The sequence below is a fragment of the Pseudomonas sp. CVAP#3 genome (assembly GCF_018986375.1).
Taxonomy (GTDB): domain Bacteria; phylum Pseudomonadota; class Gammaproteobacteria; order Pseudomonadales; family Pseudomonadaceae; genus Aquipseudomonas; species Aquipseudomonas helvetica.
The window spans coordinates 43,467-65,370 of record NZ_JAHMSC010000009.1 but is presented as its reverse complement, the minus strand read 5'-3'; the positions used below and the strand labels follow the sequence as shown (position 1 = coordinate 65,370).

Here is a 21,904-nt window from a genome sequence, read left to right as displayed (position 1 = left end):
GTGAGAGTTGAGGCAATGCGCAGATCCAACCAAGGTTTTACCCTGATCGAAATCATGATCGTGATCGCGATCATCGGGATTGTGGTGACCATTTCCGCTCCACTCCTTACCGAGTACGTGAAGCGAAGCCATCGCACCGAAATTGCCGGGCTGCTGTCCGAGCAGGCACAAAACCTTGAACGGTTCTATTCGAAAAACAATGTGTACAGCAACGCTACCGGGCTGAGTGCCGGCAATGACTACTACACCATTACCCCGACACTGACTGATCAGACCTTCCTGCTCACCGCCGTGCGCAAGGCCGGGTCAACGATGGCCAGTGACAAGTGTGGGGATTTCACCCTCAGCAACACCGGCGTCAGAGGCATGAACAATGCGACAACCGGGCTGACCACCAAAGATTGCTGGGGTCGCTGAGTACCTTTCCTCGGGCGCGTTGGCGCCCCCTGTCTTTTTTATCGTTGGATCAGATGATGGCCAAGCAACAGCAAGTGGTGATTGTCGGCGGTGGAGTGATCGGCCTGCTGACCGCGTTTAATCTGGCGTCGCACGTGCAGAGCGTGGTCCTGCTGGATCGCTCGAACGTGGGGCAGGAGTCTTCGTGGGCCGGTGGCGGCATCGTTTCGCCGCTGTACCCGTGGCGCTACAGCCCGGCGGTCACTGCATTGGCCCACTGGTCCCAGGATTTTTATCCACAACTGGCTGAGCGTCTGTTTGCGAGTACCGGAATCGATCCCGAGGTGCACACCACAGGCCTGTATTGGCTGGATCTGGATGACGAGGCTGAGGCGCTGGCCTGGGCAAAACGCGAAAATCGTCCGCTGAGCCCTGTGGATATCTCGGCTGCTCACGATGCCGTGCCGGTATTGGGACCGGGGTTCTCGCGGGCGATCTATATGGCCGATGTCGCTAATGTGCGTAACCCGCGACTGGTGAAGTCCCTCAAGGCGGCCTTGCTGGCGCTGCCCAACGTGACTATTCACGAACAATGCGAGGTCAGCGCGTTCATTCGTGAAGGCGATGCGGTAGTGGGCGTCGAGAGTTCAAAAGGCCCGATCCATGGCGATCAGGTGGTACTGACCGCTGGCGCCTGGAGCGGTGATTTACTGAAAAACCTGGGCCTGGATCTGCCGGTCGAGCCGGTCAAGGGGCAGATGATTCTCTACAAGTGCGCGTCTGACTTCCTGTCGAGCATGATTCTGGCCAAGGGCCGTTACGCCATTCCGCGCCGGGACGGACACATCCTGATCGGCAGCACGCTGGAGCACGAAGGGTTCGACAAGACACCGACCGAGTCCGCGCTGGAAAGCCTCAAGGCCTCGGCGGTCGAGCTGATTCCGGCGCTGGCCGAGGCCGAGGTGGTCGGGCATTGGGCAGGGCTGCGGCCGGGTTCGCCGGAAGGGATTCCGTACATTGGCGCAGTGCCCGGATTTGCCGGGTTATGGCTCAATTGCGGGCATTACCGTAACGGCTTGGTGCTGGCACCGGCGTCGTGTCAGTTGTTTGCGGATGTAATACTGGGGCGCGAACCGGTTATCGATCCGGCGCCTTATGCACCGACCGGGCGAATCTAGTTCTTCAGGCAAAAACACAGACTGTGGCGAGGGAGCAAGCTCCCTCGCCACAGTGACCGGGTCGTCTATATAAAACGGCCTCAGTCCAGCCCCAGCTTTTTCAGCCTGTAACGCATCGACCGAAACGACAGGTTCAACCGCTGGGCCGCCGCTGTGCGGTTCCAGCGGGTTTCTTCGAGGGCCTGGAGAATCAGTTTGCGTTCGACGTTCTCCAGATACTGCTCAAGGTTGTCGATTTTCGTCAGGTCCGGCAATCCGCTATCGGCGCTGCAATTGCCATCAGTCAGGCGCAGGTCGCTGGCTTCAATCTGCTTGTTTTCGCACAGGGTGTACGCGCGTTCGAGCATGTTTTCCAGCTCGCGGACGTTGCCCGGAAAACGGTAGTGCTTGAGTGCATCGAGGGCTTGCGGATGGAGATGGACGGCCGGCAAGCCGCTGCCTGCCGCGAGACGCCTGAGTACATGACTGGCCAGCAGCTCGATGTCGTCACGGCGCTCGCGTAGCGGCGGGACGCGCAACTCGATGACATTCAGCCGATAGTACAAATCCTGCCGAAAGCGCCCAGCGGCCACTTCGGCGTCCAGATCCCTGTGGGTCGCGCAGAGTATTCGCACATCGATGATGGCTTCCTGTTGTCCACCGATACTGCGTACGGCCTTCTCCTGAATCGCGCGCAGCAACTTGACCTGCATCGCCAGCGGCAAGTCGGCCACTTCATCGAGAAACAACGTCCCGCCGTTAGCCGCCTGGAACAGCCCGGGGTTATCTTCGATGGCGCCGCTGAAACTGCCTTTGCGATGACCGAAAAACTCGCTTTCCATCAATTCGGACGGAATTGCCCCGCAGTTGACCGGCACAAACGACTGGCTGCTACGTGGGCCTTGTTCATGAATCAGCCGGGCGACCAGCTCCTTCCCACTGCCGGATTCGCCGCTGATGTACACCGGTGCCTGGCTGCGCGCCAGTTTGTCGATTTGTGTGCGCAGGTTGCGCATGGGCACTGAGTCGCCGAGCAGCCGGCGATCGATGGCACTGGCAGCGTCGCCCGCGACCGGCAAGCGCAGGGCGCTGACCACCAGCTCGCGCAGTCGGGTGAGGTTCACCGGTTTGGTCAGGAAGTCGAAGGCCCCGGCTTTCAGCGCATTGATGGCGGTATCAAGGCTGCCATAAGCGGTGATCATCGCCACGGGCACGTAGGGATGGGTCAGCTGAATGTGCTGCACCAGCTCCAGGCCGGTACCGTCGGGCAACCGCATGTCGGTCAGGCACAGGTCGAACCGCTCCTGGGCCAGCAACGACCGCGCTTCGCTGACATTACGCGCGCTCAGCGTATCGAGTTTCATTCGGCCGAGGGTGATTTCCAGAAGTTCGCGAATATCCGGTTCGTCATCGACGATCAGGACTTTTTGCCGTGGGCTTGTCTTCAACTCTGTTTCCGTCCGTGAGCAAAGGTGATGCGAAAGCAGCCGCCGCCTTGGCGTGGTTTGAAGTCTAGGCGGGCCTGGTTGCTTTCGCACAGCTCACGGGACAGATAGAGACCCAGGCCAGTACCCTGGCTACTGGTGGTGAAGAACGGTTCGAACAAATGCGCTTGCTGCTCCGCTGAAACGCCGGGGCCATTGTCCAGCACATCCAGGGTTGGAAGCTGACTGTCGGGGTCGATAAACAGCGTGAGCCAGACTTCGGCCTGTTCGTGCGCAAGGGCGCTGTGGCGCCAGGCATTGCGCAACAGGTTATCGAGCACCTGAGTCAGTTGGTCTGGGTCTATCAAGGTGGTGAAGGGGCCTGGACCGGCGTTCAGATGAATCTGTTGGCGATCCGTTGCTCCTTCGCGCACCGTGCACACGAACTGCTCCAGCCACTGCTTCAAGTCGAGCCGTTGCGGTACGACTTGCTGGCGCCGTGAAAGCTGCAGGACGTTTTCTATCACTCGGTTCATGCGTTGAGAGTGGTCTTGAATAATCTGCGTCAGACGCCGGTCGGCGCCGATCAGTTCCTCAGACTCGTTCAGCAACTGCGCCGCATGGCTAATGGCACCCAATGGGTTGCGGATTTCATGGGCAATGCCTGCGGTCAGCCGGCCCAGCGCTGCAAGCTTGAGTTGCTGGGCTTGTTGCGCGACCTGGGCAAGGTCTTCGAGAAATACCAGGGTCTGACGTTGTTCGTTCAGGCCCAGCGCGATGAAGCTCGGTTGCAGTTCCAGGCCAGTGCGGGCGACTTTCAGGCTTTGTGGGCGCAAGGTCGGGTTGTTGAACCAGAGTTGCAGGCGCTCGACCAGAGCTGTCGAATAATCGTCGATGAGTTGGCCGTCGAGGTGTGTCTGGCCAAACAGACTCAAGGCGCTGTGATTGGCCAACTGAACCCGGCGCTCACTGTCGAGTACCAGGATGCCGGTGCGCATGCGTTGCAGGATCAGCGCATTGAGCGCTTCCAGGCTGACCACTTCGCTGGCGCGCTGCTGGGCCAGACTCTCGCTGACCTCCAGTTGTCGGGTCAGGCCTTGCACCAGCAAGGCTGCGGCAAAGCACAGGGCGCCCAGGGTGCCGGCTTGCAAGTAGTGATTGGCGCCAGTCGGGTGGCTGCCGCTCAGGGAGAAAGTCAGGGAAATGATACCGATGGCGGCGACTGCCGCGAGCAGCAGGCCGATGCGCCGGCGCAGTAGTGTATTGCCGATCGCCACGGACACGATCAGCAGATTGCCGATGGCGCTGGGGACGCCACCTGCGGCATAGAACAGCGCTGACAACAGCAGGATATCAACCAGCGTGAGGCCGAAGACCTGTGCGGGTTGCCTGGGGTTTCCCGCAAATACCACCAGCAGGATATTCAGAATCAGGTACAACCAACTGCCGTTGCGCAGCAGGTCGTCATTGGTGAATTCCAGCAACTGGTTGTCCATGTTGCTGGAGATCAACAGCACCAGAAGGAGGCCGATGCTTAAACGGTAGAAATGATAGAGGCGCAGCAGTCGCTGGGCCTGTTTGTCGCCGAGACTCGAGATCTCAGCGATCACGTGAACTCGGGCCTTGCTCGAGGTGAGCCTGGCTGCAATACCACTGTTGTTGAAGGCTCAGCGCGCGGTCGCGTGGCAGGTGTACACCGCAATGGGCGCAGCGAACCATGGGCGGTGCATCGAGTTCGCTGGGCGTATGGGAGGTTTCGGCCGGGCGCTTGAACTTGCGCCAGAACCATACCGCTGCAGCAATCAGGGCAATCCAGAACAGTAAACGAAGCATGATGAGCCGCTTTGCAATGAATAATCCGGCAGTTTAGCCAAGGACTGGAGAAGCGCACAGCGCAATAAAACGCGGCCATAAAAAAGGGAGACTCGAAAGTCTCCCTTTTTAGCGCATCCGGGTGTCAGTCGAACACACCGAAGGTCAGGCGGCTGAACCACGAGCGGTCGCTGCTGTTGCCTTCGGCCTCGTGCGGCTGTTCTTCAACCGCATCGCCTTCTTTAGGTTTGAGCTCGGCAGGGATCGCGTCCTTGGCATCCTGGAACTGCTTCATCACGTCCTGGTTGGCGCGGGTTTCGCCCGGCGGCAGCGGTGGACGGGATTCGATCAGGCCCAGAGTGGCCTTGCTCATCCACGAACGGTTGTCGGCTTCGGCAACGCGCGGTACGAACTGACCGTCGACCAGGGTCGGGTGGTTCGGGTAGTTGAGCTTCAGGGTTTCGAGGCTGGTGTTGGCCAGTTCGTCCAGGTGCAGGCGCTGGTAGGACTCGACCATCACCGCCAGGCCGTCACCGACCGAAGGGGTTTCCTGGAAGTTTTCCACTACATAACGACCACGGTTGGCCGCTGCAACGTACGCCTGACGGGTCAGGTAGTAGTCGGCTACGTGAATCTCGTAGGACGCCAGCAGGTTGCGCAGATAAATCATGCGTTGCTTGGCGTCTGGCGCGTAGCGGCTGTTCGGGTAACGGCTGGTGAGCTGGGCGAACTCGTTGTAGGAGTCACGTGCGGCGCCCGGGTCACGCTTGGTCATGTCCAGTGGCAGGAAGCGCGCCAGCAGGCCGACGTCCTGGTCAAAGGAGGTCAGGCCCTTGAGGTAGTACGCGTAGTCTACGTTCGGGTGTTGCGGGTGCAGGCGGATAAAACGCTCGGCGGCAGACTTGGCAGCCTCCGGCTCGGCGTTCTTGTAGTTGGCATAAATCAGTTCGAGTTGAGCCTGATCAGCGTAGCGGCCGAACGGATAACGCGATTCCAGAGCCTTCAACTTGGCGGTGGCGCTGGTATAGCTATTGTTATCCAGATCGTGCTGAGCCTGCTGGTACAGCTCGACCTCGCTCAGGTTTTCGTCGACGACTTCCTTCGATGAGCAAGCAGCGGTCAATGCGAGGATGGCGATCAGCAGCAGGTGTTTCACTTGCATGGCGGCTTGCGTCCCTATGACGGCCGCTGTCTTGGGCGGGGCCGTCCTGTTATGATGAGTGCCCCGTTGAAAAGCCTCGGGGCAAAAGACGCCGTATTTAACCACAAGCGCGCAGCCGAAACCAAAGGCTGTAGCCGACGCCTAGTCTGAGCATGTCCGATAAAATTGAACTTCGCGCAGAGGTGCCGTCCGAACTGGGCGGCCAACGCCTCGATCAAGTCGCCGCACAATTATTCGCTGAGCACTCGCGCTCGCGCCTTTCCGCCTGGATCAAAGACGGCCGCCTGACTGTGGATGGAGCGGTTATCCGCCCGCGAGACATTGTCCACGGCGGCGCCATCCTTGAGCTGACTGCCGAGCAGGAAGCTCAAGGAGAATGGGTTGCTCAGGACATCGCCCTGGACATCGTCTATGAAGATGACGACATCCTGGTGATCAACAAGCCTGCGGGCCTGGTGGTGCATCCTGCCGCCGGTCATGCCGACGGCACCTTGCTCAACGCCTTGCTGCACCACGTGCCGGACATCATCAATGTGCCGCGCGCCGGTATCGTGCACCGTCTGGACAAGGACACCACCGGTCTGATGGTCGTGGCCAAGACCATTCAGGCGCAGACGCAGCTGGTTACGCAGTTGCAGAGCCGCAGCGTCAGCCGGATCTACGAATGCATCGTGATCGGCGTGGTCACTGCCGGCGGCAAGATCAACGCGCCGATCGGTCGTCACGGCCAGCAACGCCAGCGCATGGCGGTGATGGAAGGTGGCAAGCAGGCGGTCAGTCATTACCGCGTGCTCGAGCGTTTCCGCTCCCACACTCACGTGCGGGTCAAGCTGGAAACCGGTCGTACGCACCAGATTCGCGTGCACATGGCCCACATCAACTTCCCGTTGGTCGGAGATCCCGCCTACGGCGGTCGCTTCCGTATTCCGCCGGCAGCCAGTGTGACCATGGTTGAATCGCTGAAACATTTCCCGCGTCAGGCGCTGCATGCGCGTTTCCTGGAACTGGATCATCCGACCACCGGTAAGCGCATGAGCTGGGAGTCGCCACTGCCGGACGATTTCGTCTGGTTGCTGTCGCTGCTCAAGCAAGACCGTGAGGCGTTCATCGGATGATTGACTGGCTGATTCCTGACTGGCCTCTGCCTGCCGGGGTGAAAGCCTGCGTCACCACCCGGGCGGGCGGCGTCAGTCTGGCGCCGTTCGACAGCCTCAATCTGGGCGATCACGTCGACGACAACCCTGAAGCGGTTGCCGAGAACCGCCGTCGCCTCACCGATCATTTCTCTATTCAACCGGCCTGGTTGCAACAGGTTCACGGGGTTACCGTGGCCTGTGCCGACCCGACTACAGTGGCGACAGCTGATGCCAGCTGGACGGCCACGCCGGGCATCGCCTGTACGGCAATGACGGCGGACTGCCTGCCAGCGTTGTTCTGTGACCGCGCTGGCACGCGTGTCGCTGCCGCTCACGCCGGTTGGCGCGGTCTGGCGGCGGGGGTGCTGGAGGCAACCGTCGAAAGCCTGGCCGTAGACCCTGCCGAGGTGCTGGTCTGGCTCGGCCCGGCCATCGGTCCGAAAGCTTTCGAAGTCGGCCCGGAAGTTCGCGAAGCCTTTGTCCGGCAACTCGCGGAATCCGATCAGGCCTTCGTCCCGAGCCATAACGCCGGCAAGTTCATGGCCGACATCTATACGCTGGCGCGCCTGCGCCTGGCAGCCTGCGGTGTTACTGCTGTTTACGGTGGCGGCTTCTGCACCGTGACCGATCCACGCTTCTTCTCTTACCGCCGCAGTCCGCGCACCGGTCGGTTTGCTTCCCTGGTCTGGCTCGAACGCTAGACTTATCTGATCTGCGTCAATCAAACGCTGCTTGAATCTTCCAGAATTGACCGCATCTAGTGGGGTATCTGGCAGGTTTCTCTATTTAGGTGTGTCCATCGCTCCGGCCTGCTCAAAGGAAGGTGACCAATGCGTATAGACCGTTTAACCAGTAAATTGCAGTTAGCCTTGTCCGACGCCCAATCCCTGGCTGTCGGCCTCGACCATCCGGGTATTGAACCTGCGCACCTGATGCAAGCGCTGCTGGAGCAGCAGGGCGGCTCGATCAAGCCGTTGCTGATGCAAGTCGGTTTTGACATCAACAGCCTGCGCAAAGAGTTGAGCAAAGAGCTCGACCATCTGCCAAAAATCCAGAATCCCACCGGTGACGTGAACATGTCGCAGGATTTGGCGCGTCTGCTCAACCAGGCCGATCGCCTGGCCCAGCAAAAGGGTGACCAGTTCATCTCCAGCGAGCTGGTGCTGCTCGCCGCCATGGACGAGAACAGCAAACTCGGCAAGTTGTTGCTGGGTCAGGGCGTCAGCAAAAAAGCCCTGGAAAACGCGATCAACAACCTGCGTGGCGGCGAAGCGGTGAATGACGCCAACGTCGAGGAATCGCGTCAGGCGCTGGACAAATACACCATTGACCTGACCAAGCGCGCTGAAGAAGGCAAGCTCGACCCGGTGATCGGCCGTGACGACGAGATTCGCCGGACCATTCAGGTTCTGCAACGCCGTACCAAAAACAACCCGGTGCTGATCGGTGAGCCTGGCGTGGGGAAAACCGCGATCGCCGAAGGCCTGGCCCAGCGCATCATCAATGGCGAAGTGCCGGATGGCCTGAAAGGCAAACGCCTGCTGTCGCTGGATATGGGCGCGCTGATTGCCGGTGCCAAGTACCGTGGCGAGTTCGAAGAACGCCTGAAATCCCTGCTCAACGAACTGTCGAAGCAGGAAGGTCAGATCATCCTGTTCATCGACGAACTGCACACCATGGTCGGTGCCGGTAAGGGCGAAGGCTCGATGGATGCTGGCAACATGCTCAAACCGGCTCTGGCCCGTGGCGAGTTGCATTGCGTCGGCGCGACCACGCTCAATGAGTATCGCCAATATATAGAGAAGGACGCGGCCCTTGAGCGGCGCTTCCAGAAAGTGCTGGTGGACGAGCCGAGTGAAGAAGACACCATTGCGATTTTGCGTGGCCTGAAAGAGCGCTACGAGGTTCACCACAAGGTGGCGATCACCGACGGCGCAATCATTGCGGCGGCCAAGTTGAGCCATCGCTACATTACCGACCGTCAGCTGCCGGACAAGGCTATCGACCTGATCGACGAAGCGGCCAGCCGCATTCGCATGGAGATCGACTCCAAGCCGGAAGTGCTGGATCGTCTGGAGCGGCGTTTGATTCAACTGAAGGTTGAATCCCAGGCGCTGAAGAAAGAAAGCGACGAAGCGGCGAAAAAGCGTCTTGAAAAGCTTCAGGAAGAAATCGTTCGTCACGAGCGCGAGTACTCGGACCTCGAAGAAATCTGGAATTCGGAAAAAGCCGAAGTGCAGGGTTCTGCGCAGATCCAGCAGAAAATCGAACAGTCCCGTCAGGAACTGGAAGCTGCCCGCCGCAAAGGCGACCTTAACCGCATGGCCGAGTTGCAGTACGGGGTGATCCCGGATCTGGAACGCAGCCTGCAAATGGTCGACCAGCACGGCAAGAGCGAAAACCAGTTGCTGCGCAGCAAGGTGACTGAAGAAGAGATCGCCGAAGTCGTGTCGAAATGGACCGGTATTCCGGTGTCGAAAATGCTCGAAGGCGAGCGCGACAAGCTGCTGAAGATGGAAAGCCTGTTGCACCAACGCGTGATCGGCCAGAACGAAGCGGTGGTGGCGGTGGCCAACGCCGTGCGCCGTTCTCGTGCCGGGTTGTCCGACCCGAATCGCCCAAGCGGTTCGTTCATGTTCCTCGGCCCGACCGGTGTCGGTAAAACCGAGTTGTGCAAAGCCTTGGCCGAATTCCTCTTTGATACCGAAGAGGCGATGGTGCGGATCGACATGTCCGAGTTCATGGAGAAACATTCCGTTGCGCGGCTGATCGGTGCGCCACCAGGCTACGTGGGCTACGAGGAGGGCGGTTACCTGACCGAGGCGGTGCGTCGCAAGCCGTATTCGGTGATCCTCCTGGACGAGGTCGAGAAGGCCCACCCGGACGTGTTCAACGTGTTGCTGCAAGTGCTGGAAGATGGCCGTCTGACCGACAGTCACGGACGCACCGTGGATTTCCGCAATACAGTGATCGTCATGACCTCCAACCTGGGTTCGGTGCAGATCCAGGAACTGGTCGGTGATCGTGAAGCGCAACGTGCGGCGGTGATGGATGCGGTGTCGACGCACTTCCGTCCGGAGTTCATCAACCGGATCGACGAAGTAGTGATCTTCGAGCCATTGGCACGGGATCAGATTGCCGGCATTACCGAGATCCAGTTGGGTCGTCTGCGCAGCCGTCTGGCCGAGCGTGAGCTGAAACTGAACTTGAGCAGCGAGGCGCTGGATAAGTTGATTGCAGTGGGTTATGACCCGGTCTATGGCGCACGGCCGCTCAAACGAGCGATCCAGCGCTGGATCGAAAACCCGCTGGCTCAGCTGATTCTGTCCGGCAGTTTCCTGCCTGGCGCCACCGTGACGGCCACCGTTGCGAACGACGAAATCGTTTTCAACTGAGCGTTCGCGGCACGGTAATGGAGGAGGCCCCGCATCGCGGGGCCTTTTTTTTCTTAGGGTGTTGAACTGTAAGGAAAAGGCTTGTAAAGTGCGCCCCGCAGTAAGTCACCCCAGCGGTTTCTTCTCCCCAAGGAGAAATCTGAAATAAGTTGCAAATCATTGTCTTGAAAGCAATTTAGGGGGTTGACAGAGGTGCTTAAGATTGTAGAATAGCGCGCCTCAGACACACGAACGCAGCGATGCGAACGGGTCGAAGAGGTGAAGCAAGCTTCACAGTTGTAATTGAAATATGTAGTTCCGTGATAGCTCAGTCGGTAGAGCAAATGACTGTTAATCATTGGGTCCCAGGTTCGAGTCCTGGTCACGGAGCCAATTTCAAACCGGGGTATAGCGCAGTCCGGTAGCGCGCCTGCTTTGGGAGCAGGATGTCAGGAGTTCGAATCCCCTTACCCCGACCATTTTTGGGTCGTTAGCTCAGTTGGTAGAGCAGTTGGCTTTTAACCAATTGGTCGTAGGTTCGAATCCCACACGACCCACCATTTTTGAAACCAGTTAGCGCTGGAATCGAATCTTAAGATCAGAGGCCAAAAGCGCTGATCGAAGAAGGCGCTCTTTTAAAAGGGTGCCTTTTTTTTACCGGGGTATAGCGCAGTCCGGTAGCGCGCCTGCTTTGGGAGCAGGATGTCAGGAGTTCGAATCCCCTTACCCCGACCATATTAAAAATCCTCGTATCGAAAGATACGGGGATTTTTTTTGCCTGCTGAAATCCGCTATCGCTATAAATGATCGTTCCCACGCTCCCGCGTGGGAATGCAGCCCGTGACGCTCTGCGTCACTGGACGCGGAGCGTCCCTAGAGGCATTCCCACGCAGAGCGTGGGAACGATCAATCAATTAGCAGGCGAAATGATCTTAATGCAGCTTGAGCCGCGGTTCAGTGCCGCGACCAATCCTGCTGCCGAGCATCAGCATCGCCGTGCGGAACGGGCCGTACAACGCGACCTGGTGCATGCGGTACAGCGACACGTAAAACATCCGCGCCAGCCAGCCTTCCAGCATTACGCTGCCGGTCAGGTTGCCCATCAAGTTACCCACAGCCGAAAAACGCGACAGCGAGATCAGGGAACCGTAATCGGTGTACTTGTACGTCGGCAACGGCTTGCCTTCGATGCGCAGTTTCAACGATTTGGCCAGCAGCGAGGCTTGTTGGTGCGCGGCTTGCGCACGTGGCGGCACGTTGCGATCGGTGCCCGGTTGCGGGCAGGCCGCGCAGTCACCGAAGGCAAAGATATTTTCGTCGCGGGTGGTTTGCAGGGTCGGCAGCACTTGCAGCTGGTTGATCCGGTTGGTTTCCAGGCCGTCGATATCCTTGAGGAAACCCGGCGCACGGATCCCGGCCGCCCAGACTTTCAGGCTGGCCTTGATCTCCTGGCCGCTGGCAGTGATCAGCGCATCGGCGGTGACTTCACTGACGGCTGCGTTAGTCAGCACCGTGACGCCGAGCTTTTCCAGGGTTTTATGCACAGGGCCGCCGATCCGCTCCGGCAGGGCAGGCAACACCCGTGGGCCGGCTTCGATCAGGGTGATGTGCATGTTTTCCGGAAGGATCCGGTCCAGGCCGTACGCCGCCAGTTCGTGGGCTGCGTTGTGCAGTTCCGCCGCCAGCTCGACACCGGTGGCGCCAGCGCCGACGATGGCCACGCTGATCTGTTGCACTGCATCGGATTGCCCGGCGTGGGCACGCAGGTAGTGGTTGAGCAATTGCTGGTGGAAGCGCTCGGCCTGTTTACGGGTGTCGAGGAACAGGCAGTGTTGCGCTGCGCCCTGAGTGCCGAAATCGTTGGTGGTGCTGCCGACCGAAATCACCAGCGAGTCGTAACCCACCTCGCGTGCCGGCACCAGTTCCCGGCCATTTTCATCGTAGGTAGCAGCCAGCTGGATTTTTTTCTGGGCGCGATCGAGCCCGCTCATGCGCCCCAGTTGGAACTCGAAGTGGTTCCATTTTCCCTGGGCGACATAGTTGAGTTCGTCTTCGGAAGAGTTCAGCGAACCTGCCGCCACTTCATGCAACAGCGGTTTCCAGATGTGCGTCAGGTTCGCGTCGACCAGCATCACACTGGCCGTGCCACGCTTGCCCAGAGTCTTACCCAGACGGGTAGCCAACTCCAGACCGCCGGCGCCGCCGCCAACGATGACAATACGATGAGTCATGGGGATATCTCGCAAGGCTAAAGGAAATCGGTGCAATTACCCGAGCGAGCGCCACGCAGCTCATAGCGTCAGGTAACTGATAAGTCGGCTCACAAGGCCCAGGCCAATGGTCACTGCCAATACCACCACGAGGAGCATCCACGGCCGGAAAGGCCGGCGCTCGACTCGGTTCTGGGACAGTTGCAGATACTCTTCGACATGCTGCTGGTCGTCGGGTTTCAGGCGGCTGGTCATAATAAGGCCTCGTCAGGTAGACGTTGCTAAATGTATAGAAGCTACAGCGGGGGCGCCAACAATTGCTGTCGTGGGTTCACAGGCTGATCCCGACGTCGAAGAGGATGCTGCGCCCCAGATTGCTGCGCAAAAAGTCCGGTGCATCGGGATGGGCAAACAGCACGCGGGCGAATGTCGGGCCCACCAGTGACAGCGAGCGCCACCCCTGGCGCAGGTATTCGGTAGGCGGCGGGAAATGGCTGTTGAGGTCGAGCACTTCGCGCTTGAGGCTGGCGAAGGCAATGATGTCCAGTTCTCCGAGGTCCATCCCCCGCTCTTTGTAGTTGTGGGCTTTTTTGCGCAAGGTCGGTGCCAGTCTCAGCAAGAACTCGTTGGCTGGAATACGCCTGGGTTTGGCTTCGCGGCGCACCAGTTGGCTCAGGGAGAATGCACTGCGCCGGCGTTGCAGCTCGTCGCGCCACTCGTCATTCAACCGTCGACCTTCGTCGAGCACGAAGAACACTTCGAAATTCGCCTCGCGAAATAGTACGTCCGGCGGCTCCCCGGCGGGGCTGAATTCGTCGACGCGGTAGGGAATGTTCAAGCCTTGCAGCAGGCGTTGGCAGACCCAACGCTCACGCTCCCATTTGCGGGCATTGGAAAGGAACGCGTTGGCTTGCTCGGCCGCGATGGTCAGCAGGCGCAAATAATCTGAGTCATCCATAGGCCAAGCTTAGCGTTCAAATGCGATCGCAAAGAAGACAGTTTGTCGGAGAGGAAAAACTTTCCCGAGTCTTCATCGTTGCAAGCATCCAGCGATCTTCCTCCAAAGCCCGGTCCAGGGCACTGCACAAAACGGATAGCGATCTGCACAAAGCGGATATTGCCGCGCGCCAGGCGTCCCTACCCTCGGCTTTACGGACGTTTACCGCGTTACCGATGCTCTTAAAAAAACAACAACAAGAGAAAAGATGCCATGCGCACGATCGACGTACATGAGGTTATCGACAACGCACGCTTCAACCGCTTTCACTGGAGGGTGCTGTGCTGGTGTGCCCTGATCATCATCTTCGATGGTTACGATCTGGTGATCTACGGCGTGGTGCTGCCGATGCTGATGAAGGACTGGGGGCTGAGTCCTCTGCAGGCAGGTGCATTAGGCAGTTATGCACTGTTTGGCATGATGTTCGGGGCGCTGTTTTTCGGCCCGCTGTCGGACAGGATCGGCCGTAAAAAAGCCATCACCCTGTGCGTGATGCTTTTCAGCGGTTTTACCGTACTCAATGGTTTTGCCGGCAACCCTACTGAATTTGGCATTTGCCGGTTCATCGCCGGGCTGGGGATTGGCGGGGTGATGCCCAACGTGGTGGCGCTGATGAACGAGTACGCGCCGAAAAGAATCCGCAGCACCCTGGTGGCGATCATGTTCAGCGGCTACTCGGTGGGCGGCATGCTCTCGGCCGGGCTGGGCATCGTGCTGATCCCGAGCTTTGGCTGGCAGTCGGTGTTTTACGTGGCGATTTTGCCGTTGCTGCTGTTGCCGCTGATCATGTACTTCCTGCCCGAGTCGGTCGGTTTCATGCTGCGCCAGGGCCGTAACGAAGAGGCGCGCAATGTCCTCGAACGCGTTGACCCGGCTTACGTTGCGCAAGCCTCTGATCAACTGCACATGACGGAAGTGAAGGGTGCCGGCACCCCGGTTCTGCAATTGTTTCGTGAAGATCGGGCGCTGCGCACATTGATGCTGTGGCTGGCGTTTTTCTGCTGCCTGTTGATGGTGTATGCCTTGAGCTCCTGGCTGCCGAAATTGATGGCCAACGCCGGTTACAGCCTGGGCTCTAGTCTGTCATTCCTGCTGGTGCTGAACTTCGGCGCCATCTTCGGTGCGGTCGGCGGCGGAGTGTTGGGCGATAAACTCAATCTGCCACGGGTATTGGCGGTGTTCTTCGCCATCGCCGCCGTGTCGATCACCTTGCTCGGCTTCAACAGCCCGATGCCGGTGCTCTATCTGCTGATCGCCATTGCCGGCGCCACCACTATCGGTTCGCAAATCCTGTTGTACGCCTGCGCTGCGCAGTTTTATTCCATGACCATTCGTTCCACCGGTTTGGGCTGGGCCTCGGGCATCGGCCGCAACGGGGCGATCGTCGGCCCGCTGCTGGGTGGTGCGTTGTTGGGGATCAGTCTGCCGCTGCAACTGAACTTCATGGCGTTCGCCTTGCCGGGAGCGGTCGCCGCCATCGCCATGGGCGTGTTTGCCATCAGCAGTGAGCGCAATAGCAAAGGCGTTACCTCGACACTGGCGCCAACCAGAGTCTGACCCCCACCACCCGCATCGCAACGCAACGCAACGCTGCGGGTGGCGCACGCCAACCTGTCGATCAATAACAATAAGAGAAAAGCGATGAAACAGATTCTCCCAACAACCGGTTCAGTGTTGTCCCTGGCTGTCGTCTCGGGTTTTTCCAGTGGCTTGATGGCTGCTGAAGGCGGCTTTATTGAAGACACCAGCGCCACGTTGCAGGCGCGCAATTACTACTTCAGCCGGGACTTCTCCGACATCGTCGGGGCCAGCAAGCAGTCGAAGGCCGAGGAGTGGGCCCAAGGCTTTATCCTTAACGTCAAATCCGGTTATACCCAAGGCACCATCGGTGTCGGTGTGGATGTCATCGGGTTGCTCGGCCTCAAGCTCGACAGCAGTCCTGATCGGGTCAATACCGGGCTGTTGCCGGTACAGAGCGATGGGCGCGCGGCGGATGATTACAGCCGTCTGGCCGGTGCGTTGAAGCTGCGTTACTCCAAAACAGAATTGAAAGTCGGTGAGTTGCAACCCAACCTGCCGGTGCTGGCCTTCAGCGATATTCGTCTGCTGCCGCCCAGCTATCAGGGGGCGAGCATCAGCTCCAGCGAGATCAATGGCCTGACCTTGCAGGCTGGGCATCTGAGCTCGACCAGCCTGCGCAACGAATCCGGCGAGCAAAAAATGCAGGCGATGCTCGGCCATGTACCGCAGCGCCAGGTCAGCAGTGACGGCTTCAACTTTGCGGGCGCCGATTACGCCTTCAATGACAAGCGCACCTCGGTCAGCGCCTGGTACGGGCAACTGGAAGATATCTACAACCAGCGCTTCCTCGGCCTCAAGCACAGCGAACCGATGGGCGACTGGACCCTGGGCGCCAACCTGGGCTACTACGACTCCCGTGAGGACGGCAAAAAATTGTTGGGCAACATCGACAACCGGGCGTTCTTCTCCTTGCTCTCGGCCAAGCATGGCGGCCATACGTTCTATGTCGGTTATCAGGGGATGTATGGCGACAGCGCCTTCCCACGGGTTTTCGCCAACATCTCGCCGCTGGGCAACGAGGTGCCGACCTACGAGTTCGCCTATACCGACGAACGCTCCTGGCAGGCGCGCTATGACTACGACTTCGCCGCCCTCGGGGTGCCGGGGCTGACCAGCACTGTGCGTTACATCACCGGCAACAACGTCGACACCGGCAAGGGTTTCGAAGGCAAGGACCGCGAACGCGATCTCGATCTCGGTTATGTGCTGCAGAGCGGCACCCTCAAAGGTCTCGGGATACGCGTGCGCAACGCCGTGGCGCGTTCCAACTACCGCAGTGATATCGACGAAAACCGTTTGATCCTCAGTTACACCTGGACGCTGCTATGAGCCAGTGATCACAGGTCGCTGGTGCAGTTGCCCATGACCTGATACGTCACGCGGTGGGTTTGCCCCTGATGATCGACATAGACCATGGTCGCCGGTACCACGTCGCAGGCGGTGGCGGTGTTCGTCACTGAAACCACCTTGGCGATGTCCAGTGGCTGCGCCGGGTTGTAGGCGGTGGCAGCGGTTGGCTCGTTACCGGCGGCCATGGCCGAGGTGGCGACAACACTCAGAAGCAGGCTGATCAAGGTTTTCATTTTTGTGTGCTCCGTGTGGGTTCCGATGCTTGAAGTCTATGCCTTGCCCGCTACCGATAAAGGGGCAAACGCCTGATGCAGCCTTACGTGTAACGCAACAGTCAATGCCCGAGGAGGGCCTATGGATATGCTCAATAACTTGCGGGTGTTTGTCCGCGTGGTGGACAGCGGCAGCTTTACCGCCGCCGCCGACGCGCTCGAACTCTCGACCGCGCAAGTGTCCCGACTGGTCGCGGATCTGGAGCAACATGTGCAGGCGCGCCTGCTGCAACGCACCACTCGGCGTTTGAGCCTGACCGAGGCCGGCGAGCGCTTTTTGCTGCGCAGTCGGCAAATACTCGAAGAGATGGAAGAGGCTACGGCCGAAGCGCGTGGTGCTCATCTCAAGCCCAGCGGTCGGTTGCGGGTTCACAGCATGCATGGCCTGGGTGTGCTGATCACGCCGCTGATCGCTCGATACACCGAGCTCTATCCTGATGTGGTGTTCGAGCTGACCTTGTCGCAACGCAATCCGGATCCGCTGGAAGGAGGCCATGACGTGGTGATTTCGATTGCCCATGAGCTGGCCGACTCGCAGTTTGTCGCCCAGGTCGTCGGGCAGATTTACAGCGTGCCCTGCGCCTCCCCCGACTACCTGCAACGCCAGGGGGTGCCAGACAAGCCGCTGGCCTTGAACGATCATCGCTGCCTGCGCATGCTGGATCCGTTGTACAGCGATCAATGGGTGTTTCATGACGAGGAGGGTGAGCACCGCGTCAGCCCGGCGAAGACGTTTCAGTGCAATGTTGCCGAGTCGATGGTCAAGGCTTCCGAGGCGGGGATGGGGGTCAGTCTGTTACCGCTTTATACCGCGACACGGCCGTTGAGCGACGGCACGTTGCTGCGCCTGCTGCCGACCTATCGCCCGCGTGAGCGCAATGTCTACGCGCTGTACCCGTCGCGGCGCTTTCTCGATGCGAAGGTCAGAACCTGGGTGGACTTTCTCAAGGCCGAGTTACCGCGCCTGTTCGCCGAGCATGAGGCGGTGATGAACAATCCACGTCACTGGGCCTGAGATCGGAGGGCGCGCGCAGGGCGGTGTAGACTCAAGGCTTGTTTCGGTTCGACAAGGAGTCTGAAGTGAAGGTCTGTTCAGCAGGGTTACCGGGTTTTGTGCCGTTGTGGGCGTGGGAGTGCCGACTGCGATGATCGGTGCCGCATTGCTCTCGCCCGAAACCCTCACGGTCGGCTGGCTGATCTATGTGCCGGTGCTGATCTGGGCCGTTGCCCGAGCGCCGTGGGTCGAGTTGTTCACTGACAGTCGGCGTCAGCATTTGCTGTTCGGTACGGTGTTCGCGTTGTTCGTCCTCTGGCTGGTGCGACGGGACTTCGACACCGGCGTGTCTTATCACATCATTGGCATGACGGCGGTGACGTTATTGCTGGACTGGCCGCTGGCGATTGTCGGCGGGCTGGTGGCGCAGGTGGGGCTGGTGCTGCTCGGGCGTCAGGACCTGGCTGCAATGGGGGTCAATGGCGCGTTGCTGATTCTGTTGCCGGTGCTGGTCACCGAATGCTGCGCGATCCTGGTGGAGCGGGCGCAACCGCGTAATCCCTTTGTGTATATCTTTTGCTCGGGCTTTTTGGCCGCCGGGCTTTCGGCGTTGCTCTGCCTGCTGGTGGGGCTGGGGCTGTTGTGGTTCGACGAGCGTTTTGCGATGCCGGAATGGCTGGAGGATTTTGTCGGTTACTTGTGGCTGATCATTTTCCCCGAGGCGTTTATCAACGGCATGGTGATCAGTTCGCTGGTGGTGTTCTGTCCCGAGTGGCTGGAGACCTTCAACCGCACGCGTTATTTGTCGGCGCCGTGGAAGGATGACGACAAGCCTTGATCCATATCAAATGTTCGAATCGGCTGCGATTCCATGCTCTGGAAAATCCTCAGGAGCAGTGGCATGAGCGTTTACGAATGGGCAAGACAGGAATTGCGCAACAGTCTGGAATCGGCGCATGAGGCCGGGTTTGAACCGGGGTTGAGCCTGCGTGCCTTGCTCAGTGCGGTGGTGCAGCAGAGCAAGGGCGTACGCAGTGTCGAGGATCTGGCCGATGAGTTGCAGTTTCTGGCGGAGAATCTCGACGACAGCCAGGACTACGGGTTCATGCGGCCCTGAGGGGCGGGATCAGTGGCGCGGGTCGAAGTCTTCCGAAAACAACTCGTCTTCAGAGTCGGGGCTGACCGGAATCTTGTGTTCTTCCGAGGCCCAGGCGCCCAGATCGATCAGTTTGCAACGGTCCGAGCAAAACGGCCGGAAGGTGCTGGTCGCGCTCCATTCAACAGGGGCGCCGCAGGTTGGACATTCGACGACAGGGGGTTGGCTCATGACTGGCCTCCACGCAAAGTAAGGTAAAAGTGATGCAGGCGTTCGACCTCGCTGTGCAGCCAGGCGAGGTCGCGGTCGTTGACCACCACATCGTCGGCATGGCTGAGGCGGTCCTGACGGCTGGACTGGGCCTTGAGGATCGCCTGGACTTGCTGTTCGCTGGTCTGGTCGCGCTGCAGGGTTCGTTCGATCTGTAAGTGTTCCGGTGCGTCGATCACCAGCACTCGCTGGGTCATTTTGTACTGCCCGGACTCGATCAACAGCGGCGACACCAGAATCGCATAAGGTGATTGTGCGCGTGCCAGGTGAGCGGCGATTTCCTGAGCGATCAGCGGATGCAGCAACGCTTCGAGCCAGCGGCGTTCTTCGGGGACTTCAAAGATCAGCTTGCGCAGTGCCGCGCGATTCAATTGGCCATCGGCTTGCAGCACGCCGACACCGAAGTGCTCGGCAATCTGCGCCAGCGCCGGGCGACCGGGTTCGACCACCCAGCGCGCGGCATGATCGGCATCCACCGCATGCACACCCAGATCGATGAAATGCTGGGCCGCCGCGCTTTTGCCGCTGCCGATGCCACCGGTCAGGCCGAGAATCCAGGGTTTTTCCACAGGGGTATTCATTTGAAACCGACAAACTGCCAATAGAAGCCGGTTATTTGACCACCCCAGAGCAAGGCAATCCAGCCGGCAATTGCCAGATAGGGTCCGAAGGGGATCGGCGTCGAGGTGTTGGCGTCTTTCAGACGCAGCAAAATCACTCCCCCCACGGCGCCCACCAGCGATGAAAGCAGGACCGTCAGCGGCAGAATCTGCCAGCCGCCCCAGGCACCGAGCAGCGCCAGGAGCTTGAAGTCGCCGTGACCGATACCTTCCTTGCCGGTTATCAGTTTGAACAGCCAATACACCGACCACAGCAGCAGATAGCCGGCCACCGCACCCCACATTGCCGCCTGCAAAGGCACGAAAAGCTCGAAGCTGTTGACGATCAGACCCAGCCACAACAACGGCAACACCAGTACATCGGGCAGCAATTGGTGGTCGGCGTCGATCAGACACATCGCCAGTAACCCCCAACTCAAGACCAGCCCCCACGCAGCTGTCCAACCGAAGCCGAAGTGCCAGGCGACAAACGCCGACAGCACGCCGCAGGCCAGTTCGGTCAAGGGATAGCGGGCGCTGATCGGCGCTTTGCAATTCGAGCATCGGCCGCGCAGTACCAGGTAACTGAGCAGCGGAATGTTTTCCCAGGCGCGGATTTGATGGGCGCACTGCGGGCAGTGTGAATGCGGCAGCATCAGGTTGTAGGCCGGGCCCGGTGTTTCGGGCGGTAAACCCAGTACGTCCAGGGCTTGTTGCCGCCAGTCGCACTCAAGCATTTTCGGCAGGCGCCAGACCACCACGTTGAGAAAACTACCGATCACCAGCCCAAGCACGAGCGCAGTGACAACGAATGCCAGTGGATAACCGGCCATGAATTCACTCAAGGGCATGTTCAAATCGCTGAGCCGAGTTGGAAAATGGGCAGGTACATGGCAACCACCAGCCCGCCGACAATGACGCCGAGCACCACCATGATGAACGGTTCCATCAGGCTGGTCAGGCTGTCGACCATATTGTCGACTTCAGCTTCATAGTAGTTCGCAACTTTGTCGAGCATGTCGTCCAGTGCGCCGGACTCCTCGCCAATGGCGGCCATTTGAATCGCCATGTTGGGAAAAATCCCGCTGGTGCGCATCGAGAAGTTCAATTGCATGCCGGTGGAGACATCTTGCTTGATGCGCAAGACCGCCCGTTTGAACACGATATTGCCGGTAGCGCCCGCTACCGAATCCAGGGCTTCGACCAGGGGGACCCCCGCGGCGAAGGTGGTCGACAGCGTACGGGCATAACGGGCCACCGCCGATTTGTAGAGCAGTGTGCCGACTATCGGCAGCTTCAGCAGTTGGGCATCCAGCCAGTCGCGAAAGCGTTGTGAGCGCTTGAGCGCGTGGCGAAAGCCCAGAAACCCGACTATCAAGGCGCCGAACAACAGCCACCACCACGCCTGCATGAACTCGGACAGACCGATCACCATCACGGTAAAGGCTGGGAGTTCTGCGCCAAACCCGGAAAACACCGACTGAAATTGCGGGACCACTTTGACCAGCAGAATGCCGGTGACGACGATTGCGACAAAGACCACGGCCAGCGGATAGGTCATGGCTTTTTTGATCTTGGTCTTGAGGCTTTCGCTTTTTTCCTTGTAGGTCGCAATCCGCTCCAGCAGCGTGTCGAGCGCGCCGGCCTGCTCGCCCGCGTCGACCAGGTTGCAGTAGAGCTCATCGAAATACTGCGGCTTTTTACGCAGCGCGGTGGCGAAGCTGTTGCCGGCGGCGACTTCCTGTTTCACCTCATCCACCAGCTTGCGCATGTTCGGGTTGTCGAAGCCTTCGCCGATGATCTCGAACGACTGCAGCAGCGGCACACCGGCTTTCATCATGGTCGCCATCTGCCGGGTGAAGAGGGCAATGTCCAGCGCCTTGATACGGTTACCGAGGTTGAACAGCGAAGCGGTTTTTTTTCGTACTTTGCCCGGGGTGATACCTTGTTTGCGTAGCAGCGCCTTGATCAATGCCGGGTTATGACCGCTCAGCTCGCCGGTTACCTTGCTGCCTTTCCTGTCGGTGCCTTCCCAAGCGTAGACACTGACCTTGATTGCTTTGACCGCCATGAC

General features: G+C 59.4%; 22 protein-coding genes and 4 tRNA genes. 14 read left to right on the top strand and 12 right to left on the bottom strand.

Annotated features, from left to right (window positions below):
• Positions 1-15 precede the first annotated feature (15 nt).
• On the top strand, positions 16-417 hold the full coding sequence (locus tag KRR23_RS16875; RefSeq protein WP_054595524.1) for a type IV pilin protein: 402 nt from the start codon (positions 16-18) through the stop codon (positions 415-417).
• A 56-nt stretch (positions 418-473) separates the two neighbouring features.
• Positions 474-1,574, top strand: coding sequence for a glycine oxidase ThiO (thiO, locus tag KRR23_RS16870; protein ID WP_216743429.1), 1,101 nt, complete (start codon positions 474-476; stop codon positions 1,572-1,574).
• An 80-nt stretch (positions 1,575-1,654) separates the two neighbouring features.
• Here thiO and KRR23_RS16865 read toward each other — a convergent pair whose 3' ends face one another.
• The 4 genes from KRR23_RS16865 to KRR23_RS16850 form a co-directional block, all read right to left on the bottom strand.
• Positions 1,655-3,001 carry a sigma-54 dependent transcriptional regulator gene (locus KRR23_RS16865; RefSeq protein ID WP_216743428.1) on the bottom strand — a complete coding sequence of 449 codons (1,347 nt, stop codon included), beginning with the start codon at positions 2,999-3,001 and terminating at the stop codon, positions 1,655-1,657.
• Positions 2,998-4,587: an ATP-binding protein gene (locus tag KRR23_RS16860; RefSeq protein ID WP_216743427.1), complete on the bottom strand. Its 1,590-nt coding sequence runs from the start codon at positions 4,585-4,587 to the stop codon at positions 2,998-3,000. The genes KRR23_RS16865 and KRR23_RS16860 overlap by 4 nt, the downstream gene beginning before the upstream one ends.
• Complete coding sequence (locus tag KRR23_RS16855; RefSeq protein ID WP_123583150.1) at positions 4,577-4,810, bottom strand: PP0621 family protein; 234 nt, start codon at positions 4,808-4,810, stop codon at positions 4,577-4,579. The genes KRR23_RS16860 and KRR23_RS16855 overlap by 11 nt, the downstream gene beginning before the upstream one ends.
• A 124-nt stretch (positions 4,811-4,934) precedes the next feature.
• Positions 4,935-5,951, bottom strand: coding sequence for an outer membrane protein assembly factor BamD (locus KRR23_RS16850; protein ID WP_123583149.1), 1,017 nt, complete (start codon positions 5,949-5,951; stop codon positions 4,935-4,937).
• 152 nt (positions 5,952-6,103) lie between these two features.
• Here KRR23_RS16850 and rluD point away from each other — a divergent pair, with 152 nt between their 5' ends.
• From rluD to KRR23_RS16815, 7 genes are all read left to right on the top strand, one after another.
• Entirely contained in the window at positions 6,104-7,066 is a 963-nt protein-coding gene (gene rluD / locus KRR23_RS16845) for a 23S rRNA pseudouridine(1911/1915/1917) synthase RluD (protein ID WP_019691637.1), read from the top strand.
• Entirely contained in the window at positions 7,063-7,788 is a 726-nt protein-coding gene (gene pgeF, locus KRR23_RS16840) for a peptidoglycan editing factor PgeF (RefSeq protein WP_216743426.1), read from the top strand. The genes rluD and pgeF overlap by 4 nt, the downstream gene beginning before the upstream one ends.
• A gap of 129 nt (positions 7,789-7,917) precedes the next feature.
• A complete protein-coding gene (gene clpB, locus KRR23_RS16835; protein WP_216743425.1) occupies positions 7,918-10,482 on the top strand; it encodes an ATP-dependent chaperone ClpB in 2,565 nt (854 codons plus the stop codon).
• A gap of 296 nt (positions 10,483-10,778) precedes the next feature.
• Positions 10,779-10,854 (top strand) — tRNA-Asn (locus KRR23_RS16830).
• 9 nt (positions 10,855-10,863) lie between these two features.
• Positions 10,864-10,940 (top strand) — tRNA-Pro (locus KRR23_RS16825).
• Positions 10,941-10,945: 5 nt separating this feature from the next.
• A tRNA-Lys gene (locus KRR23_RS16820) sits at positions 10,946-11,021 on the top strand.
• A 98-nt stretch (positions 11,022-11,119) separates the two neighbouring features.
• A tRNA-Pro gene (locus KRR23_RS16815) sits at positions 11,120-11,196 on the top strand.
• Positions 11,197-11,393: 197 nt separating this feature from the next.
• Here the strand turns inward: KRR23_RS16815 and KRR23_RS16810 are convergent.
• The 3 genes from KRR23_RS16810 to KRR23_RS16800 all read right to left on the bottom strand — a co-directional run bounded on the left by KRR23_RS16810 (position 11,394) and on the right by KRR23_RS16800 (position 13,629).
• The gene (locus KRR23_RS16810; RefSeq protein WP_216743424.1) at positions 11,394-12,692 is read right to left on the bottom strand and encodes an NAD(P)/FAD-dependent oxidoreductase; all 1,299 of its coding nucleotides are present in this window, start codon (positions 12,690-12,692) and stop codon (positions 11,394-11,396) included.
• A 60-nt stretch (positions 12,693-12,752) separates the two neighbouring features.
• Positions 12,753-12,926: a DUF3094 family protein gene (locus KRR23_RS16805; protein WP_054595534.1), complete on the bottom strand. Its 174-nt coding sequence runs from the start codon at positions 12,924-12,926 to the stop codon at positions 12,753-12,755.
• Positions 12,927-13,002: 76 nt separating this feature from the next.
• The gene (locus KRR23_RS16800; RefSeq protein WP_216743423.1) at positions 13,003-13,629 is read right to left on the bottom strand and encodes a DUF1780 domain-containing protein; all 627 of its coding nucleotides are present in this window, start codon (positions 13,627-13,629) and stop codon (positions 13,003-13,005) included.
• A 252-nt stretch (positions 13,630-13,881) separates the two neighbouring features.
• Here KRR23_RS16800 and KRR23_RS16795 point away from each other — a divergent pair, with 252 nt between their 5' ends.
• Together KRR23_RS16795 and KRR23_RS16790 are read left to right on the top strand one after the other, a co-directional pair.
• Positions 13,882-15,225, top strand: a complete 1,344-nt coding sequence (locus KRR23_RS16795) for an aromatic acid/H+ symport family MFS transporter (RefSeq protein ID WP_216743422.1) — start codon at positions 13,882-13,884, stop codon at positions 15,223-15,225.
• 84 nt (positions 15,226-15,309) lie between these two features.
• Positions 15,310-16,578, top strand: a complete 1,269-nt coding sequence (locus KRR23_RS16790; RefSeq protein ID WP_216743421.1) for an OprD family porin — start codon at positions 15,310-15,312, stop codon at positions 16,576-16,578.
• A gap of 8 nt (positions 16,579-16,586) precedes the next feature.
• On the opposite strand, the gene KRR23_RS16785 is transcribed toward KRR23_RS16790, so the two are convergent.
• Complete coding sequence (locus KRR23_RS16785) at positions 16,587-16,832, bottom strand: DUF2790 domain-containing protein (protein WP_216743420.1); 246 nt, start codon at positions 16,830-16,832, stop codon at positions 16,587-16,589.
• A gap of 121 nt (positions 16,833-16,953) precedes the next feature.
• On the opposite strand from KRR23_RS16785, the gene KRR23_RS16780 reads away from it, so the two are divergent.
• From KRR23_RS16780 to KRR23_RS16770, 3 genes are all read left to right on the top strand, one after another.
• On the top strand, positions 16,954-17,886 hold the full coding sequence (locus KRR23_RS16780) for a LysR family transcriptional regulator (RefSeq protein WP_216743419.1): 933 nt from the start codon (positions 16,954-16,956) through the stop codon (positions 17,884-17,886).
• A gap of 130 nt (positions 17,887-18,016) precedes the next feature.
• Positions 18,017-18,703: an energy-coupling factor ABC transporter permease gene (locus tag KRR23_RS16775; RefSeq protein WP_216743418.1), complete on the top strand. Its 687-nt coding sequence runs from the start codon at positions 18,017-18,019 to the stop codon at positions 18,701-18,703.
• 63 nt (positions 18,704-18,766) lie between these two features.
• The gene (locus KRR23_RS16770; RefSeq protein WP_054595542.1) at positions 18,767-18,982 is read left to right on the top strand and encodes a hypothetical protein; all 216 of its coding nucleotides are present in this window, start codon (positions 18,767-18,769) and stop codon (positions 18,980-18,982) included.
• A 9-nt stretch (positions 18,983-18,991) separates the two neighbouring features.
• Here KRR23_RS16770 and yacG read toward each other — a convergent pair whose 3' ends face one another.
• The 4 genes from yacG to KRR23_RS16750 are packed head-to-tail and all read right to left on the bottom strand — an operon-like array spanning position 18,992 to position 21,901.
• Positions 18,992-19,192, bottom strand: coding sequence for a DNA gyrase inhibitor YacG (gene yacG / locus KRR23_RS16765; RefSeq protein WP_054595543.1), 201 nt, complete (start codon positions 19,190-19,192; stop codon positions 18,992-18,994).
• A complete protein-coding gene (gene coaE, locus KRR23_RS16760; RefSeq protein WP_054595544.1) occupies positions 19,189-19,812 on the bottom strand; it encodes a dephospho-CoA kinase in 624 nt (207 codons plus the stop codon). Before coaE ends, yacG begins: the two co-directional genes overlap by 4 nt.
• Positions 19,809-20,681: an A24 family peptidase gene (locus KRR23_RS16755; protein ID WP_216743417.1), complete on the bottom strand. Its 873-nt coding sequence runs from the start codon at positions 20,679-20,681 to the stop codon at positions 19,809-19,811. The genes coaE and KRR23_RS16755 overlap by 4 nt, the downstream gene beginning before the upstream one ends.
• A gap of 2 nt (positions 20,682-20,683) precedes the next feature.
• Positions 20,684-21,901 (bottom strand): type II secretion system F family protein, encoded by a 1,218-nt coding sequence (locus KRR23_RS16750; RefSeq protein WP_216743416.1) that lies wholly within the window; start codon positions 21,899-21,901, stop codon positions 20,684-20,686.
• Between the last annotated feature and the right edge of the window lie 3 nt (positions 21,902-21,904).

Coding starts and splice junctions, on each gene's coding strand:
- KRR23_RS16750 (WP_216743416.1), bottom strand. CDS start 21,901: ATGGCGGTCAAAGCAATCAAGGTCAGTGTCTACGCTTGGGAAGGCACC.
- KRR23_RS16755 (WP_216743417.1), bottom strand. CDS start 20,681: ATGCCCTTGAGTGAATTCATGGCCGGTTATCCACTGGCATTCGTTGTC.
- coaE (WP_054595544.1), bottom strand. CDS start 19,812: ATGAATACCCCTGTGGAAAAACCCTGGATTCTCGGCCTGACCGGTGGC.
- rluD (WP_019691637.1), top strand. CDS start 6,104: ATGTCCGATAAAATTGAACTTCGCGCAGAGGTGCCGTCCGAACTGGGC.
- yacG (WP_054595543.1), bottom strand. CDS start 19,192: ATGAGCCAACCCCCTGTCGTCGAATGTCCAACCTGCGGCGCCCCTGTT.
- KRR23_RS16855 (WP_123583150.1), bottom strand. CDS start 4,810: ATGCTTCGTTTACTGTTCTGGATTGCCCTGATTGCTGCAGCGGTATGG.
- KRR23_RS16785 (WP_216743420.1), bottom strand. CDS start 16,832: ATGAAAACCTTGATCAGCCTGCTTCTGAGTGTTGTCGCCACCTCGGCC.
- thiO (WP_216743429.1), top strand. CDS start 474: ATGGCCAAGCAACAGCAAGTGGTGATTGTCGGCGGTGGAGTGATCGGC.
- KRR23_RS16850 (WP_123583149.1), bottom strand. CDS start 5,951: ATGCAAGTGAAACACCTGCTGCTGATCGCCATCCTCGCATTGACCGCT.
- KRR23_RS16875 (WP_054595524.1), top strand. CDS start 16: ATGCGCAGATCCAACCAAGGTTTTACCCTGATCGAAATCATGATCGTG.
- KRR23_RS16780 (WP_216743419.1), top strand. CDS start 16,954: ATGGATATGCTCAATAACTTGCGGGTGTTTGTCCGCGTGGTGGACAGC.
- KRR23_RS16805 (WP_054595534.1), bottom strand. CDS start 12,926: ATGACCAGCCGCCTGAAACCCGACGACCAGCAGCATGTCGAAGAGTAT.
- KRR23_RS16790 (WP_216743421.1), top strand. CDS start 15,310: ATGAAACAGATTCTCCCAACAACCGGTTCAGTGTTGTCCCTGGCTGTC.
- pgeF (WP_216743426.1), top strand. CDS start 7,063: ATGATTGACTGGCTGATTCCTGACTGGCCTCTGCCTGCCGGGGTGAAA.
- KRR23_RS16795 (WP_216743422.1), top strand. CDS start 13,882: ATGCGCACGATCGACGTACATGAGGTTATCGACAACGCACGCTTCAAC.
- KRR23_RS16775 (WP_216743418.1), top strand. CDS start 18,017: ATGATCGGTGCCGCATTGCTCTCGCCCGAAACCCTCACGGTCGGCTGG.
- KRR23_RS16810 (WP_216743424.1), bottom strand. CDS start 12,692: ATGACTCATCGTATTGTCATCGTTGGCGGCGGCGCCGGCGGTCTGGAG.
- clpB (WP_216743425.1), top strand. CDS start 7,918: ATGCGTATAGACCGTTTAACCAGTAAATTGCAGTTAGCCTTGTCCGAC.
- KRR23_RS16800 (WP_216743423.1), bottom strand. CDS start 13,629: ATGGATGACTCAGATTATTTGCGCCTGCTGACCATCGCGGCCGAGCAA.
- KRR23_RS16770 (WP_054595542.1), top strand. CDS start 18,767: ATGAGCGTTTACGAATGGGCAAGACAGGAATTGCGCAACAGTCTGGAA.